Raw genomic sequence first — 17715 nt, forward strand, 5'->3', positions numbered from 1 at the left:
AGCTCCTTAAAACGTGCGGTGGATGAAATTAGGCAGTTTCTTCTTCAGCTTCTTCTGCGCGCGGTTTGTCTTCGCGACGCGGACGCTTTTCTTCTGCCGGCTTCATCATCGGAGAAGCTTCGGTGATCGCTTCTTTGCAGCGAACAACCAAGCTGCGGATGATGGCGTCGTTGAAACGGAAGATGTTCTCGATTTCTTCGAGAGTCTCGCCGGTGCACTCAACGTTCATCAGCACGTAGTGGGCTTTGTGGATCTTGTTGATCGGGTAAGCCAGGTGACGACGGCCCCAATCTTCCAAGCGATGCACAGTGCCACCGTTTTCGGTAACAATGCTGGTGTAGCGCTCGACCATAGCCGGCACTTGCTCGCTCTGATCCGGGTGGACCATAAACACGATTTCATAATGACGCATGGAATCTCCTTGCGGTTTGACAGCTTCCGGTGTGTATTGACACAGCTGTATCAATGACGACAGGGAAGCAAGGAGTTAACTGAAATGCCCATCATTCACCGCGAACGGTGTCATTTTGGGCATCAAGCAGAACTGTTTTTCGTATTAACTGTTAACCAATACGAGCGCCCGCTTAAAGTTAAACGGGCGCAAGCATTCTAGTGGGCTAGTGCTTAACTTGCAAGCTGCCTCTGCCGAACAGCTTCAAACAAACAAATTCCTGTCGCGACCGATACGTTTAGGCTGGACACCTGTCCGGCCATAGGCAGCTTTGCCAAGTTATCGCAGGCTTCCCTGGTTAACCGGCGCATGCCCTTCCCTTCAGCGCCCATCACTAATGCAGTCGGGCCAGTCATATCAATCTCAAACAGGCTAGCCTCAGCTTCACCAGCAGTACCGGTAATCCATACACCGGCATCTTTTAGCTTAGCCAATGTACGCGATAGGTTAGTAACCTGATAAACAGGTACCACCTCGGCTGCGCCGCAAGCTACTTTCCGCACCGTCGCGTTCAACGGCGCGGCTTTATCCTTAGCCACAATCACACCATGGGCACCGGCGGCATCAGCACTGCGTAGGCACGCACCAAAGTTATGGACATCGGTAACACCATCCAGCACTAACAATAGCGGCGGTGCAGACGCTTGCCATGCGCGTAGCTTCAACCACAACGACTCTTCCCCTTCGGGAACCAGCGGCGGGCAAAATGCCACAACCCCTTGGTGGGCTGCACCCTGAGTAAGCTGATCCAGCAAGTCTCGAGACTGCTCTTTAATCCGCGCACCACGAGCCTGAGCGCTCGCAACCACTTCCTTCAAGCGGTTACCCGCTCCTTGCTGCACCCACAACTCAAGGGGCGTTTCGCCCCGTTCCAGCAGACTTTCCAGGGCGTGAACGCCATACACTTGGTCTAGCCCATCCGGAGTACGAACAGCCGGACGCGAGCTACGTCGAGACGACGATTTCATGCTCAACCCTTATTCGGTGATGGTTTACGCGGGCCATTACGCATGCGTCTTGGCCCACGGCGCGTCGGCTGCTTATCAGCCGATGCTGCTTTGTTAGCTCCCCCTTCTACTCCAGCACCACCTTCTCCACCGCGGCGCTTGCGCGGCTGGCGGCGTGGCCGGGGTTTCTCGTCAGCTAAACCAAAGTCGATCTTACGATCATCCATATCTACCCGCGCAACCTGAACCGTAAGCCCGTCACCCAAGCGGTAGGTCGTGCCTGTGCGCTCACCTTTGAGGCGGTGCTTCTCAGCCTCATAGTGGTAGTAGTCAGAAGGCAGCGAGGTGACATGCACCAACCCTTCGACATAGAAGTCATCCAGACGCACAAACAAGCCAAACTGAGTCACCGAGGCGATAGTACCTTCGAACGTTTCGCCCAGCTTGTCGGACATAAACTCACACTTGAGCCAACTTTCAACATCACGGGTTGCTTCATCAGCCCGCCGCTCGGTCATTGAGCAGTGCTCACCCAACTCAAGCATTTGCTCGAAGGTATAAGGACACCACTTGCTTGGCGGATCAACTGGTGCGCCTTCTACCCGAACAACCGTATTGGTTTGTCGTGGCCCACGAATAACCGAGCGAATGGCGCGATGCACCAATAGATCAGGGTAACGACGAATCGGTGAGGTGAAGTGCGCATAGGCCTGGTAAGCCAAGCCAAAGTGCCCCTCATTCTGGGGCGAATAAACCGCCTGGTTCATTGAGCGCAGCATGACAGTTTGGATGATGTCAGCATCTGGGCGATCAATAATCGCCTCACGTAACGCTTGATAGTCCTGAGGCGTCGGCATATCGCCACCACCAACGGAAAGCCCCAGCTCACTCAAGAACAGACGCAGTTTATCAAGGCGCTCCGGGGTCGGGCGCTCGTGAATACGGTAAAGAGCGGGCAAGTCATGCTTATCCAGGAAGCGTGCGGTAGCCACGTTGGCCGCCAGCATACACTCCTCAATTAGCTTATGAGCATCGTTGCGGGTGCGCGGGACAATTTTTTCAATCTTGCGCTCATCATTGAAGATAATCGCCGTTTCGGTGGTATCAAAATCAATCGCACCACGCTCTTCTCGGGCACTACGCAGCAGGCCATAAAGCTCGTGCAAATTTTGCAACGGCTTCACTAGCGCCTTGTGCTCATTGCGCAGCGCTTCCCCCTCATCACTCTCGTTATCGAGGATGGCCGCCACTTTGTTATAGGTCAGGCGAGCGTGGGAGTTCATTACCGCTTCGTAGAACGAGTAGCGGCTAATAGCCCCCGTCTTGGAGATATTCATCTCACAAACCATCACAAGACGATCAACATGGGGATTTAACGAACACAAGCCATTTGAGAGCAGCTCAGGCAGCATCGGCACAACCTGGCCTGGGAAGTACACCGAGTTACCCCGCGTACGCGCTTCATCATCGAGCGCAGTCCCCGGACGCACGTAGTGCGACACATCGGCAATAGCGACCAACAGCTTCCAACTGCCCGACTTGGTTTTCCAGGCACACACCGCATCATCAAAGTCTTTGGCGGACTCATCGTCAATGGTGACCAACGGAATCTCACGCAAATCGACGCGGTGTTGCTTATCTTCCTCTAACACTTCTGCTGAAATACCGCTGGTTTGATCAAGCACTTCTGGCGGAAACTCAGCGGGAATATCGTAGCTACGAATCGCGATATCTATTTCCATGCCAGGATCCATCCGCTCGCCCAGCACTTCGATAACCTCGCCGACCGGCTGAACACGCGTGGCCGGCTGCTGAACGATTTTTGCAGATATTACCTGCCCGTCTTTCGCGCCAGCGCTTGCCGTATGAGGAATGATAACTTCCTGGGTAATACGTGGATTTTCAGGAATCAGCACACCAAACTCAGGCGAGTTACTACGATATACACCCACAATCGTTTGGGTGTTTCGCGCAATCACATCGGCAATAGTCGCCTCATCACGGCCACGGCGGTCGCGGCCACTAACACGCGCCAGCACATAATCGCCGTGGAAAACACGGCGCATCTGACGCGGGGGCAAGACTAAGTCCGGCTTTTTGCCATCATCACGCAGCAGGAAGCCAAAGCCATCTCGGTGGCCCAGCACCTTCCCTTTAATAAGGTCAAGCTTGTCAATTAGTGCATAAGCGCCGCGACGATCGCGCAGCACCTGACCATCACGTTCCATGGCAGCCATACGACGGCGAATAGCTTCAAGATGATCTTCATCTTCAATGCCGAGCATGCGGCTCATATTTTCGTGGGTTATTGGCTTGCCGTACGTTTCCAGGGCAGCTAATAAATATTCGCGGCTGGGCGCAGGATTATCATACTTTTGCGCCTCGCGCTCGGCGTGCGGATCATCACTCAACGTCCAGTACTTCATGCGATCAACATCCTTGATTGCGTTTGCGGGAGGCAGACAGTTTGCGCAGGCGCAGTGCGCTGCGGGCGGGAGGATTCAGCCAATGATTGGCTGAAAAACATCATGTTTGGTTTGGTCATAACTGCATTATAGCGCTGCCCGCTCAATCACCCAACCACCTAGCACGGCAATTGTACGATTTTAATGATAAAAAACAGTTACCGGGTCTTGCATTTAAGCGTGGCCTCGGTATCATACGCGCCACTTGCCCAGATGGCGGAATTGGTAGACGCGCTAGCTTCAGGTGCTAGTGTCCGTATGGACGTGGAGGTTCAAGTCCTCTTCTGGGCACCATTTTATATCATGTCACTCCCTTTACATGATGTAAAACGGTGCAGCGGCAAGCGGTACTATTAAGAGATAGTACTTGAAAGATAGTATTGATGATGTATTAGCAAAACGTTTGTATTCGCCCAGGTGGCGGAATTGGTAGACGCGCTAGCTTCAGGTGCTAGTGTCCGTATGGACGTGGAGGTTCAAGTCCTCTCCTGGGCACCATACGAATACAAACAGCAGTAAAATCAGTAGCGAAATATGATATGCCCAGGTGGCGGAATTGGTAGACGCGCTAGCTTCAGGTGCTAGTGACCGTATGGTCGTGGAGGTTCAAGTCCTCTCCTGGGCACCAACATTGTAATGTTATTGACTTACCCCTCTCCCTCCTCATTTAAACTTATTCTCCCTCTGACTTTTAATTCTCACCTCTACATGTCATGCCTTGATTCACATAGAGCGTTGGCGCTTGTTGGGCTGAAGATAAACAAAGCGACTACTCTTCTCGACCGTCGTCATTTAGGAAGAATAGCCGCTTAGATTACGAACGAAGTTGCACTATCAGGCGAAGATAAAGCCTTCCGCCAGATACTTACTGTGCATTTCGTCGGATGAGGCGAAGTAAGCCATTACATCGCCCTGGCCAGCCTGCTCAGTGACCAGCACCTCAGACCAGTACTCAAGCCCTTCTGCATCGGGCGCACGGTCAAAGGTATTGTCATAAAGCACCATTAGGAAGTCATCAGCGTCCAGGTTATCACCATGCTCGCTGGCAAACTCTTCCGATGCTAAGAAGTAGTCAGCCACCTCAAACAGACTGCTACCTTCGTCACGAATACCGGACCAGTACTCCAACCCTTCGGCATCCGCCTCGCGGTCAAACGCCATCTGGTAAAGCGCCTCAATAGCCGAAATCTCGACGCTATCGATTGCTTCACCCAGCTCCACAGAAACAACTGCTGATGCTGCTGCGCCTTGGCTACCGGCAATTGAATACTCGAAAGTATCGATAGCCGCCTCACCTTCTGCCAAAGCAGTAAACGCAGAGCTTTGGTCATAAGTGAAGTCGCCATTTTCCTGCACAATCACACTCGCACCGGAGTCCAGCGTCATCGCCGTATTGAAAACAACATCCTGACCATCAATGGCAGTGATGACAATTGCATCGTCCCCAGCAGCCTGATCAGCACCATTGCCATTGTCAGCAAACAGGTTGCCACTGGCCAGCCAGCCAAAACGACCCGCTAGATCATCATTACTGGCCACTGGCGCAGGTTGAACAGGTTCTGGTTCTGGTTCTGGTTCTGGTTCTGGCTCTGGTTCTGGTTCTGGCTCTGGTTCTGGCTCTGGTTCTGGCTCTGGTTCTGGCTCTGGTTCTGGCTCTGGTTCTGGCTCTGGTTCTGGCTCTGGTTCTGGCTCTGGTTCTGGCTCTGGTTCTGGCTCTGGTTCTGGCTCTGGTTCTGGCTCTGGTTCTGGCTCCGGAGAAGTCTCCTCAAGGGTGATCGTGGTTCCATCCTCAGCTTGTGTAAATACAAAGCTATCTGGATCATCCAAGTCCGCAAACGTCAGCGTCGTATCATTTTCCCCGTCCTGATTAGAATCAATATCTAAAATCACCGACCCAAGGCTAAATATCACATCTGACACATCAAAAAAGCTATCTTTAACAACTACTTTGTCATTCGACTCAAAACCAACAATGACATCACCATTCAACTCAGTAGTACTGCCTGTGACGGTGTTTGCCTGCTCATTCAACGTGACTTCTTCTGCAGCCGAAGTTGTAGTGACTTTGCCCCCAGCATCCGGGGCCAACGCACTGAGCACACCGCCGCCAGAGCCTCCCCCACCAATCAGAGAGAGATCAGATACAAAAAGACCTGAATCCAGAATGGAATCACCAGTATCAGCAATACCAATCTTGACGGTATTCTCGCCTTGCTGAAGGGGAGCACGAACGACAATCTCTCTGCTAAAGCCGTCCCACTCAATTGCATAAGGAGAACTAAATTGATTGCTATTATCAATAAATACACCTGACTCAAGGTTATCTGAAATAACACTTAGAGGCTTATCCGTAGCAGTAAACTCAGCGTAGTTAACGCCGTTTACATATAGAGCAGCAATATCTACAAAATCACTGTCTACATATTCAGGGAACTCTTCTGAGCCAAATACAAGGCTCGCACGAAGTGTATCCACATCCGGGTCATTGACGTTTACCGTAAACTCAATGACTGACGCATCGTTTGTGCTACCCGCTCCTGGAAATGCTTCAATTGCCGTTTCGGTTAGATCTGGGTCTCCCAACTCCCCGTGACTCACACTATACCCAGTCGTGGTATTCTCTGAGCTTGGGAACCCACCTGTCGACAACATAATACCCTGACCATATTGGTACGCTGGCAACTCAGAATCTTCTTCTGGCAGAATTTCAAAGTTATCAACCCAAAATGCAGCATTACTTGAGCCGGTATAGGTAACGTTAGTTGCTATCCCCCCTCCCAGAACTTTGTTAACAGAATCAGCCGCAATATCTGAAGCTGTAGTTTCTTCCGCCTGAGTCATTAGATCGTGGAAACTTAGATAATAACTCGCCAACAGTTCATCATCCAGCGCGGAAAATTCATACTCTTCTTTTTTTACAGTCACTTACCTACCCCCTCCAGTACTGATCTATTAGCATGATTGCTCAGAACACACCGCATAAATATATGCTTAATCAAGAGTGAAGATGCATAGCCCAAGCGGGCATCCAAATATTAGCAACAACCATGCCACTACCGCCATATCAATCCATAAGAATAATTAGTCTAACTTAGGCAAAATATATAAAAATTCAGCCCAGTAAGAAGTTCAGATTGAATGTGGCTTGCCAGCGAGCGATTGCGTTATGCCGATGTAGCTATCCACGCCAGGTAAAAACGTTTGTCGCAGTCGCTGGAGGAGCGGCTGATAATGCATAGAAAGAAGTGCTCTGGAAGTGACTGTCTTTTATTATCGTTGTTTGTTTTAAGACGGGCATCCATATAAGTTCCGGGGCATCCATGCAATAAAAACGGCCACTCTTCTCAAAACGAATCGCGAAGAAGAGTAGCCGTTTAGGTTACTGTCAAAGTTGTACTATCAGGCAAAGATAAAATTTTCCGCCAACCCATCAGCATCCATCTCGCTGTCAAACACCACTAACCAGGAAGAGCTAGAAGAGAGAGTTAGACGAGATTGCCTTCGAGCTAAATATATGCCCTCGAAAACGCTTTGACTTTAAATGCTTTAATTAGACAAATTATTGGAAACGCCCAGGACGACGCGCTACTTCTTCTAGCGCCCAGCCTTGAGTACGCAATTGCCCTTCCAATACAGCTTCACGCTCTGCCGCTAAATCAGGGAAGAAGTTTAGCCCTGTGCGCGACTCGATCTCATCGATAGTTACCAGATAATCGGCTAACGACTCATTACCACGAACGTCTTGCGGCATGATAAAGGCAAGCGCCAGCGGTGCCTCTTCATTCGGCACAACAATGATCTTATAGAACGCTTCTGGCACTTCCACAAAACCAACGCGATTAAACACATTGTCCATGTAGCGCTCAGGAAAAATAGGCCCAGTAATCACCTGCAAGCGATCAAAGCGCGGTGCAAAATGGTCCATCACCGACTCTTCAAGGCGCTGCCAAAGCTGGCGATTCAGATTAGGTCGCTGAGGCGTCATGTTACTCATCAAGAAGGTATCGACCTGAGCGTTACGACCATGCACCGCTGCAATGGCATAGTTAGGTGCTAAGTGTCCGCGATCATAACCACTGCCGGAATAGCTATCGGTACCTATTGGCCATAACGTGCGCCAGTCAGCTTTAAAATTAGGCCGTGGGCCAATACGAGTATCATCGGACACCGCTTCGACTTGATAACTGACCCAAAGTGGGTTTACCCGCACATCAGACCATCCCGCTAAGAAGCCATCGTTTCTTAGCACACGGTGAAACGTTGTTAGCTGAAACCCATCCCAGGTAGGCACACCCATCCAGGTATAATCATCCTGATGCTGACGCTCCTGAAACTCCCAAAGCCCTGTTCCTACTATGACAAAAAGCACAGCGATACCCAGGCGTTTTCCCTGACGACGCCAGCGCGAAAGCGATTTCCCCAACAGACTTACTCCCTACAATAATGATTCTGCATCCTGCTTTTTATGTCAGGTAATTTATTGGTTACCAGCCCAGGGAAAACATCGTTTCTAGGTCGTGACGGGAGTGCACCTGCATCGCATTCAGCGTTTCGGTATCGCTAATGCCCTCGACCGCGTTTAGGCGTTCTGTGACCAGTTCAGCAAGGCTTTCAAAATCAGGGGTCCGGGCAATAGCGACCAAATCATAGCGACCACACGTCGAATAGACTTCACTAATACCGTCTACATCAGCAAGGCGCTCGGCGACTGCCTTTACCTGGCCTTTCTCAGTATTGATTAAAATCACAGCGTTTTGCATAGCACCCCCAAAATAGCGTTAACAACAATCTAATCAGCAACCAGAGGCGAGTATAACAGGCTGCTTGCTAAGACCAAGCACCGCTCAGTGACGTGGTTAATTGTCGCGCTTTTCATAAGGTTATTCGCACTAATTTTGAGCATGCGCTAGCATGGCTTAGAGAACTCCGGCTTATTAGCCTTGTCGGAGTATTAGAGGTGGTTCACCACCCAATAACATAAGCAAAAAAACGTCAAACCGTGACGCTAAGGAGACACCATGGCTAATCAGAGCCGTCGTAAGTTCATGCGTAATAGCGTAATGGGTCTAGCCGCCCTGCCATTGGGTGCTGGCATCCTGTCAAAGACTGCTTTTGCCCAGGAACTGCCTCGCCTTGACCCGTCTAATTCTACTGCTCAGGCACTTAACTACGTTGAAGTAGCCAGTAATGCAAGCGACCACCCGGCCTACGAGGAAGGAGAGCTGTGCTCAAACTGCATGTTCTTTAATGCAGAAACTGCAGGTTGCCAGCTGTTCCCGCAAAATAGCGTTGAAGCAGGCGGCTGGTGTCAGTCCTGGACTGCCAAAGGCTAATGTTAGTAGCCACCTGTCTTGGTAAAACAAACCAAGCTTGACCACTACCCCGCGCTTGCCGCGGGGTAGTTATTTAACCTTAACTCACCTCTTTGTTTTCCTCCTCAATCGGCCACTGATAACGGCGCGTCACACGCCCCTCTTCCATTGAGACCAAATGCACCGGAAATCCCCATAGCTGCTGCAAATGGCGAATCACCGGATATACGCTGCGACCAAGGGGCCGACGGCTATCTTGTACATGGTGTAACGTCAACGAACGATCTCCGCGTATAGCCGCTTCGACAACTTGAATATTGGGCTCACGCACCGATAACGCATATTGAGTTGACAGCGCCTCACGCACTCTCCGATAGCCTCGCTCATTATGAATTGCTGCGACTTCCAGTGTTTCCATCTGATCATCATCAACAATTAAGAACAGCTTGAGATCGCGTATTACCTTGGGGGATAAAAACTGCTGTATAAACGACTCATCCTTGAAGTTCCGCATTGCAAACTCAACGGTATCGCGCCACGGGCTGCCCGCAATATCGGGAAACCACTCCCGGTCTTCATCCGTTGGCGCATCACAAATCCGCTTAATGTCCATAAAGATCGCAAATCCCAACGCGTAGGGATTAAGGCCGCTGTAGTGTGGGCTATCAAAGCCTGGCTGATTGATAACCGCGGCATGGGATTGCAAAAACTCCAGCATCAAGCCTTCATCGACTTTCCCTTCATCGTATAAACGATTCATCAGCGTATAGTGCCAGAAACAAGCCCATCCTTCGTTCATCACCTGGGTTTGTCTCTGGGGGTAAAAGTACTGCGCCAGTTTACGTACGATACGCACAATTTCGCGCTGCCAAGGAGCTAGAAGTGGCGCATTTTTCTCAATAAAGTAGAGCAAGTTTTCCTGTGGCTCTGAGGGATAAATACCACCACTGTGCAGGCCAAGTGGATCTGCCTCGCTGTGCAGGCTACCCGGCAGTGGAGAAACGCCATCGGGCGCGTCAGGGATCGTGCGCCACAACATATTGACCTGGGTTTGCAGGTAGGCTTCGCGCTCTTCTTGACGCCTTACCTCTTCTTCAGCAGAAATGGGTGAGGGTCGCTTGTAACGGTCTACACCGTAGTTTTGGAGAGCGTGACAGGCATCTAACAATTGCTCCACGGCATGGACACCGTGGCGCTCTTCGCACTGAGCAATATACTTACGAGCAAATACTAGGTAATCAACGATGGAGTCGGCATCGGTCCAGGCGCGGAACAAGTAATTGCCTTTAAAGAAAGAGTTATGCCCATAGCAGGCATGCGCAATGACCAATACCTGCATCATTAACGTGTTCTCTTCCATTAGATAGGCAATACATGGGTTGGAGTTAATCACCAACTCATAGGCAAGCCCCATCTGGCCGCGCTTGTAGGCTTGTTCAACGGCAAGAAACTGCTTACCAAACGACCAGTGGTGATACCCTACCGGCATCCCCACGCTCGCGTAGGCATCCATCATCTGTTCAGTGGTAATCACTTCTATCTGATTGGGATAAGTATCTAGGCGGTACTCATCGGCGAGCCTAGCGAGCTCCTCGTCGAAGCGCTCCAACACATTAAAATTCCAGTCGGAACCGGTCGCTATTGGCTTACGGGCTACACTCATGGCGTACTCCTCGGTTCGCGTTACTGCTCTTGACTCAACCGACGTTTAAACAGCTCACGGAAGACAGGGTAGATATCCCCGGCGTCGACAATTTGGCGCATCGCAAACCGTTCGGGAAACTGCGCGGCGACCATTTCGTATTCATGCCACAGCGACTGATGCTCATGGGGAGTAATTTCCACATAAGCGTAGTACTGCAACTGTGGCATGAGCTGTTTAACCAGTAAGTCCCGGCAAATATTCGAGTCATCATCCCAGTTATCACCGTCCGATGCCTGAGCAATATAGAGATTCCACTGCCCAGCGGGGTAGCGTTTTTCGATGATTTTATTTACCAGGGTGAGCGCGCTGGAAACGATGGTGCCACCGGTTTCACGGGAATAGAAAAACTCCTCCTCGTTTACCTCCCGCGCAGCCGTGTGGTGGCGCACAAATACCAGCTCTACTTTCTCGTAATGCTTTTCCAAAAATAGATAAAGTAATAGGAAAAACCGCTTAGCAATGTCCTTATGGTTTTGAGTCATGGAACCAGAAACGTCCATGACACAGAACATCACCGCCTGGCTGGAAGGCTGAGGCTGCGCTGCCAACTGGTGGTAACGCAGATCATAGGTGTCAATAAATGGCACCGCCTCAATGCGCTTTTCCAAGCGCTCTATTTCTGCCTTTAGCTCAACTATTCTCGCCGGATTGCGCAGCACCGGATCCTTGCGCTCTTCTGCAGCGAGCGCCTCTTGAGCCTCTTTCAACGCCCGCTTAATGGGGGCGCGCATGGCAATGCGGCGCGCGTAAGCTTCCCGCATTGATCGGGTAATGCTAATTCGCGACGGCACCCCGTCACGCGCAAGCCCCGCACGCACCATTTTTATCTCTTCGAGTGACTTCAATGGTTTGCGCTGCAAATTAGGCAGCTCAAGACCATCAAATACAAACTCCAAAAACTCCTCTCGGCTCAGGGTAAATGCAAACTCGTCATCACCCTCGCCTTGATTGGAAGCACCACCTTCGCCCGCGCCATCTCCGCCGCCCTGGCCACCGGGGCGGCGAATTTTATCGCCTTCTAAAAACTCCTTGTTGCCGGGTGATACGATATTGCGCGCACCACCCGGGCCATGTTGAAACACCGGTTCAGAGATATCCTTGGTAGGAATGGATACCTTTTCCCCTCGCTCCATATCGGTAATGGAGCGGCGGTTAACCGCCTCCTCCACCGAACGCTTGATATGTTTGCGATAACGTTCCAAAAAGCGCTGCCGATTGACCGCGCTTTTATGCTTAGCGTTAGGCCTTCGATCAATAAAGTAGGTCATACGACCTCCCGATTATCCGCTACTGGGACTTGCGCACGCGTAGGTACCACTCGGAAAGCAGCCGAACCTGTTTCTCGGTATAGCCACGATCCACCATGCGCGCCACAAAGTCCTCGTGCTTCTTCTGATCCGACTTCGACGCCTTCGCATTAAACGAAATAACCGGTAATAGCTCTTCAGTATTCGCAAACATCTTATGCTCGATAACGCCTTTGAGCTTTTCATAAGACTGCCAGCTGGGATTCATGCCATTGTTTTGCGCACGCGCCCGCAATACGAAATTAACCACTTCGTGACGGAAGTCTTTCGGGTTAGAGATGCCTGCTGGTTTCTCAATTTTTTCGAGCTCGTCATTGAGTGACTGACGATTCAACAATTCGCCCGTTTCGGGGTCGCGATACTCCTGATCTTGAATCCAGAAATCCGCGTAGGTTACGTAGCGATCAAAGATGTTCTGCCCATACTCGCTATAAGATTCCAGATACGCCGTTTGGATTTCCTTACCAATGAAATCGACATAGCGCGGTGCCAGAAACTCCTTGATAAAGCCGATATAGCGTTCAAATACCTCTGAAGGCAGTTGCTCCCGCTCTAATGCTTGCTCAAGTACATACAGCAAATGCACAGGGTTCGCGGCGACTTCGGTGCCATCGAAGTTAAACACTTTAGAAAGTATCTTGAAGGCGAAACGTGTAGACAACCCCTGCATGCCTTCATCCACACCCGCCGCATCACGATACTCTTGGATCGACTTTGCTCGAGGATCGGTGTCTTTCAGGTTTTCGCCGTCATAGACGCGCATCTTGGAGTAGATGCTGGAGTTTTCTGGCACTTTTAGCCGCGAAAGCACCGAGAACTGCGCCAGCATGCGCAACGTATCAGGCGCGCAAGGGGCTGCATTAAGCGAGGAGTCTTCGAGCAGTTTTTGGTAAATCTTGATCTCTTCGGAGACCCGCAGACAGTAAGGCACTTTGACGATATAGACACGATCCAAAAATGCCTCGTTGTTGCGGTTATTGCGAAACGCCTGCCATTCCGATTCGTTTGAGTGGGCTAAAATCACACCGTCAAAAGGAATCGCCCCCATGCCTTCGGTGGGGTTGTAGTTACCTTCTTGGGTGGCGGTAAGTAATGGATGCAGCACCTTAATCGGCGCTTTAAACATCTCAACGAACTCCATCAACCCTTGGTTAGCGCGGCAAAGCCCGCCAGAGAAGCTGTAGGCATCAGGGTCATCTTGCGAGTAAAGCTCCAACTGACGAATATCGACTTTACCCACCAACGACGAGATATCCTGGTTATTTTCATCGCCAGGCTCAGTTTTGGAGATGGCAATTTGATTTAACCTCGAGGGGTAAAGGCGCACCACCCGGAACTGAGAAATATCGCCGCCCGCTTCTTTTAAGCGCTTCGCCGCCCATGGCGACATCACACTGCGCAGATAGCGCTGGGGAATACCGTACTCTTGCTCCAGAAGCTCACCATCTTCTTCCGGCGAAAAAAGCCCTAGCGGCGACTCATACACGGGTGAGTCTTTAATGGCATAGAACGGGATACGTTCCATCAACAGCTTCAAGCGTTCAGCCAGCGACGATTTACCGCCACCTACTGGCCCTAGTAAATAGAGGATTTGCTTACGCTCCTCTAATCCCTGCGCGGCATGACGGAAGTACGACACAATTTGCTCGATAGCTTCTTCCATACCATGGAATTCAGCAAAAGCAGGATAGCGGCGAATCACCTTGTTCGAGAAAATGCGTGATAGACGCGGGTCTTTCGCCGTGTCGATCACTTCAGGCTCGCCAATGGCTTCCAGCATACGCTCCGAGGCGCTGGCATAAACCTTTGGATCACGGCGACAAAGCGCCAAATACTCCTCTAGGCTCATGTCCTCTTGCTGAACGCGGGCAAATCGGTCTTGAACGTGATCAAAGATGCTCATGGAACTCTCCTGTGGCCCATCCCCCAGCAGCTACCGCCAAGCCCAAACATCAAGCGGTGCGCAATACGAGGTGTTGCTCTATCAGCGTAGTCAGCATTAGCAAAAAGTGATGACTAAACCTTCAACGCACAATGTTTAATAATTTGAGCACGGTAGGAGAGATTAAGTTGCGTTGAATGTGCGATGCCCCTAAAAACAGTGTTCAGAACGCACAGCGCCGCCTGAAAGGCGGCGCAATGGCGGGCAACAACGTGTCTAGAAGGCACAGTTTAGGCAGTATTATCCCAGCACTTCTTTTACATCTGCCAATAGTTGATCCAGCAATTCAACGGTAGTGTTCCAAGCGCATACAAAACGCGCACCACCCGCTCCAATAAAGGTATAGAAGGTCCAACCTTTGGCTTTCAACGCCTCGATAGCATGAGGAGGAAATTCAACGAAAACACTATTCGCCTGGGTTGGAAACATCAGTGAAACGCCAGGAAGTGCTTGCAGCCCTTCGGATAAATAACGTGCCATGGCATTGGCATGCTCAGCGTTGGTTAACCACGCACCGCTTTCCAACAGCCCTAGCCATGGGGCAGAAACGTAGCGCATTTTCGAAGCCAGTTGACCTGCCTGTTTGCAGCGGTAGGAAAAATCCTCAGCCAAATCACGGTTGAAAAACAGGATCGCCTCACCAAACGCTAGCCCGTTCTTGGTTCCTGAAAAACACAACGCATCGACGCCTACCTGCCACGTTAGCTCGGCGGGGCTTGCGTTAAGGCCAGCGCAGGCATTGGCGAACCGCGCGCCGTCCATATGCAAACGTAAATCGTGCTTGTCTGCCATAGCGCGTATTGCCAGTAACTCTTCCCGAGAGTAAACCGTGCCAACTTCTGTCGCTTGGGTAAGCGACACTACTTTAGGCTTGGGATAGTGAATATCACTACGCTTGGTAACCAGCGCTTCAATGCCCTGGGGCGTTAGTTTGCCGTTAGCCCCTGGCGAGGTCAGCAGCTTCGCGCCGTTAGAAAAGAACTCAGGGCCACCACACTCGTCGGTTTCAATGTGGGCCAATTCATGACAAATAACGCTGTGGTAGCTGCGCCCCATTGCAGAAAGTGCCAGTGAGTTTGCCGCAGTACCGTTAAACACAAAAAAAACATCGCAATCGTAGTCAAACATTTCACGAAAACGATCTGCGGCACGGGCAGTCCAACGGTCATTGCCGTAGGCCAAATCATCAGCTTGATTGGCTTCAAGCAGGTATTCCATAGCCTCTGGGCAGATACCTGAGGTGTTGTCACTGGCTAAAAATCGTGGGGTACACTCCGAGGTCATGACGATAGTCCTTTTATCTGACGATCTTACAGCGCGAGCTGGGTGCCACTCGCGCCTTAATTTGTTAACTGCGGTTAACAGCTACCTTGATCGACCAGTCTATCGCCATTGCAACGCTTACGTCACCCGCCTAACTCGCTTAGCCCTATTGCTACAGCGAAGCGGCAAGACGTGTGCCTTGATCGATGGCTCGTTTAGCGTCTAGCTCCGCAGCTTCATCGGCACCGCCAATCACATGAAAGCATGCTCCCGCCTGGCTTAAGGGCGCGATAAGCTCGCGAACCGACTCCTGCCCGGCGCATACCACGACAGTGTCCACCGCCAGCACCTGCTCCTCGCCATCGCGGCGAATGTGAAGACCGACATCATCGATTTTCAAATACTCGCAGCCAGTCAGGGTTTTAACTCCCCGCTGTTTTAGTGATGCACGATGTACCCAACCCGAGGTTTTGCCTAGGTTCTTACCTGGCTTAGAGCTTTTGCGCTGAAGCATAATAATGTCACGGGGAGACGCTGGCGGCATTGGCGGCTTTAGACCGCCACGATCGCCCACGGCAAGATCAACGCCCCACTCATCACACCAAGCGGCCACATCCATTTCAGGATGCCCCTGGTCAGCGAGCAGCTCTGATACATCAAAGCCAATACCACCAGCGCCAATCACGGCTACGCGCTGGCCCACACGCTCAGGATGCTCAATCGCTTCAGCGTAGCTAAGCACACTGGCATGGTCGGCCCCTGGTAGCGCAAGTTCACGGGGGGTAACGCCGGTGGCAATCACCACCTCGTCAAATTCAGCTAGTGTGTCGAGGGTAGCTGCCGTATTGAGGCGAACATCTACCGCGTGTTTTTCTAACATCACCCGGAAGTAGCGCAACGTTTCGTTGAACTCCTCTTTACCGGGAATTTTACGGGCGTAATTAAACTGCCCACCCAACTCGCTACGTCGCTCAAACAGCACCACGTGATGCCCCCGGCTAGCAGCGGCTACGGCGGTGGCAAGCCCCGCGGGACCGCCGCCGACAACCGCTACTCGCTTGGGTGTTTGCGTGGGTTCGAGGGTCAGCTCGGTTTCATGGCACGCCCTTGGGTTAACCAAGCATGATGTGAGCTTGCCCATAAAGGTGTGGTCTAGGCAGGCTTGGTTACAGGCAATACAGGTATTAATTTCGTCTGAAAGGCCCGCCTCGGCTTTACGCACCCATTCAGGGTCAGCCAAAAACGGGCGTGCCATCGACACCATATCCGCATGCCCATCAGCCAACACACGCTCCGCCACCTCGGGCATATTGATACGGTTGGTGGTAATCAGCGGGATGGATAGTGCTGCTTTAATGCGCTTTGTAACTTCAGTAAACGCTGCCCGAGGCACGCTGGTTACAATGGTGGGCACTCGGGCTTCGTGCCAGCCAATACCAGTGTTGATCACATTCGCGCCTGCGGCTTCAATGGCTTGACCAAGCTGCACCACTTCTTCCCACGTGCTGCCTTCTTCCACCAGATCAATCATCGATAGGCGAAAGATAATCAAAAAGCGCTCGCCCACTGCCGCGCGAATGCGTTTCACAATCTCGATTGGGAAGCGAATACGTCGCTCAAAATCACCGCCCCACGCATCATCACGCTGATTGGTGCGACGACAAATAAACTGGTTGATCAAATAACCTTCAGAGCCCATCACCTCAACACCGTCATAGCCCGCCTGCTGGGCAAGCTGCGCACAGCGCACATAGTCGTCTATCTGCTGCTCAACGTCGTCGCCTGAAAGTGCCCGAGGCATAAATGGGTTGATTGGCGCCTGCAGCGCAGAGGGCGCTACCAGCTCTGGCGAGTAGGCATAGCGCCCGGCATGGAGAATCTGCATGCACAAGTGCCCGCCCGCTTCATGCACAGCCTCTACCACTCCACTATGTTCCGCTAACTGACTCTCATCGGTAAGTGCATTTGCCCCCTGGAACACAGCGCCTTCAGCATTAGGAGCAATACCGCCCGTCACAATCAGGCTGACACCCGCACGAGCCCGCTCAGCATAGAAGGCTGCTAGACGCTCAAAACCATTGGGAGCTTCTTCTAAATTGGTGTGCATTGAGCCCATCAACACACGATTAGGCAGCGTTAAATGGCCAACGGTCAGTGGTCGAAACAGATGCGGGTAAGCGGGCGTATGGTTCATCACGGTACTCCTTTATATTATTAAGCACATTCAAACAAGCGTATGACATACACCGCCTCACGTACAGTCCTTTACACCCCTTAATCTGTCACCCTTTAGCCGCCTTGCGAAACCATCAACCTTTGTGGC

At 51.5% G+C, this 17715-nt stretch carries 12 protein-coding genes and 3 tRNA genes; 4 read left to right on the forward strand and 11 right to left on the reverse strand.

All coding sequences use genetic code 11. The features are described 5' to 3' along the window. Positions 1 to 28 precede the first annotated feature (28 nt). From rpsF to rnr, 3 genes are all read right to left on the reverse strand, one after another. Positions 29 to 412: a 30S ribosomal protein S6 gene (gene rpsF / locus NF683_RS00195; protein WP_009721681.1), complete on the reverse strand. Its 384-nt coding sequence runs from the start codon at positions 410 to 412 to the stop codon at positions 29 to 31. A 212-nt stretch (positions 413 to 624) separates the two neighbouring features. Next, entirely contained in the window at positions 625 to 1419 is a 795-nt protein-coding gene (rlmB, locus tag NF683_RS00200; protein ID WP_089039382.1) for a 23S rRNA (guanosine(2251)-2'-O)-methyltransferase RlmB, read from the reverse strand. 2 nt (positions 1420 to 1421) lie between these two features. Next, positions 1422 to 3824 (reverse strand): ribonuclease R, encoded by a 2403-nt coding sequence (rnr, locus tag NF683_RS00205; RefSeq protein ID WP_253920957.1) that lies wholly within the window; start codon positions 3822 to 3824, stop codon positions 1422 to 1424. A gap of 246 nt (positions 3825 to 4070) precedes the next feature. Between rnr and NF683_RS00210 the strand changes: the two genes are divergently transcribed. The 3 genes from NF683_RS00210 (at position 4071) to NF683_RS00220 (ending at position 4491) form a co-directional block, all read left to right on the forward strand. Continuing rightward, positions 4071 to 4157 (forward strand) — tRNA-Leu (locus NF683_RS00210). A 117-nt stretch (positions 4158 to 4274) separates the two neighbouring features. Then, positions 4275 to 4361 (forward strand) — tRNA-Leu (locus tag NF683_RS00215). Positions 4362 to 4404: 43 nt separating this feature from the next. Further along, positions 4405 to 4491, forward strand: a tRNA-Leu gene (locus tag NF683_RS00220). 206 nt (positions 4492 to 4697) lie between these two features. Here the strand turns inward: NF683_RS00220 and NF683_RS00225 are convergent. The 3 genes from NF683_RS00225 to NF683_RS00235 all read right to left on the reverse strand — a co-directional run bounded on the left by NF683_RS00225 (position 4698) and on the right by NF683_RS00235 (position 8623). Next, positions 4698 to 6788, reverse strand: a complete 2091-nt coding sequence (locus tag NF683_RS00225) for a choice-of-anchor L domain-containing protein (RefSeq protein ID WP_253920958.1) — start codon at positions 6786 to 6788, stop codon at positions 4698 to 4700. A gap of 634 nt (positions 6789 to 7422) precedes the next feature. Beyond that, positions 7423 to 8286: a DNA/RNA non-specific endonuclease gene (locus tag NF683_RS00230; RefSeq protein WP_253920959.1), complete on the reverse strand. Its 864-nt coding sequence runs from the start codon at positions 8284 to 8286 to the stop codon at positions 7423 to 7425. Between the two features lie 61 nt (positions 8287 to 8347). Then, on the reverse strand, positions 8348 to 8623 hold the full coding sequence (locus tag NF683_RS00235; RefSeq protein WP_009721675.1) for an Lrp/AsnC family transcriptional regulator: 276 nt from the start codon (positions 8621 to 8623) through the stop codon (positions 8348 to 8350). Between the two features lie 258 nt (positions 8624 to 8881). Here NF683_RS00235 and NF683_RS00240 point away from each other — a divergent pair, with 258 nt between their 5' ends. Beyond that, entirely contained in the window at positions 8882 to 9196 is a 315-nt protein-coding gene (locus tag NF683_RS00240) for a high-potential iron-sulfur protein (protein ID WP_253920960.1), read from the forward strand. A 79-nt stretch (positions 9197 to 9275) separates the two neighbouring features. Here NF683_RS00240 and NF683_RS00245 read toward each other — a convergent pair whose 3' ends face one another. The 5 genes from NF683_RS00245 to NF683_RS00265 all read right to left on the reverse strand — a co-directional run bounded on the left by NF683_RS00245 (position 9276) and on the right by NF683_RS00265 (position 17586). Continuing rightward, positions 9276 to 10838, reverse strand: coding sequence for a SpoVR family protein (locus tag NF683_RS00245; protein ID WP_253920961.1), 1563 nt, complete (start codon positions 10836 to 10838; stop codon positions 9276 to 9278). 20 nt (positions 10839 to 10858) lie between these two features. Continuing rightward, on the reverse strand, positions 10859 to 12148 hold the full coding sequence (locus NF683_RS00250) for a YeaH/YhbH family protein (RefSeq protein ID WP_089039388.1): 1290 nt from the start codon (positions 12146 to 12148) through the stop codon (positions 10859 to 10861). Between the two features lie 19 nt (positions 12149 to 12167). Further along, the gene (locus NF683_RS00255; protein ID WP_038476995.1) at positions 12168 to 14090 is read right to left on the reverse strand and encodes a PrkA family serine protein kinase; all 1923 of its coding nucleotides are present in this window, start codon (positions 14088 to 14090) and stop codon (positions 12168 to 12170) included. Positions 14091 to 14369: 279 nt separating this feature from the next. Further along, positions 14370 to 15413, reverse strand: a complete 1044-nt coding sequence (locus NF683_RS00260; protein WP_038476998.1) for a threonine aldolase family protein — start codon at positions 15411 to 15413, stop codon at positions 14370 to 14372. Between the two features lie 151 nt (positions 15414 to 15564). Continuing rightward, the gene (locus tag NF683_RS00265) at positions 15565 to 17586 is read right to left on the reverse strand and encodes an NADPH-dependent 2,4-dienoyl-CoA reductase (RefSeq protein ID WP_253920963.1); all 2022 of its coding nucleotides are present in this window, start codon (positions 17584 to 17586) and stop codon (positions 15565 to 15567) included. Positions 17587 to 17715 lie beyond the last annotated feature (129 nt).

It is taken from the genome of Halomonas sp. MS1 (genome assembly GCF_024182575.1).
GTDB lineage: Bacteria > Pseudomonadota > Gammaproteobacteria > Pseudomonadales > Halomonadaceae > Vreelandella.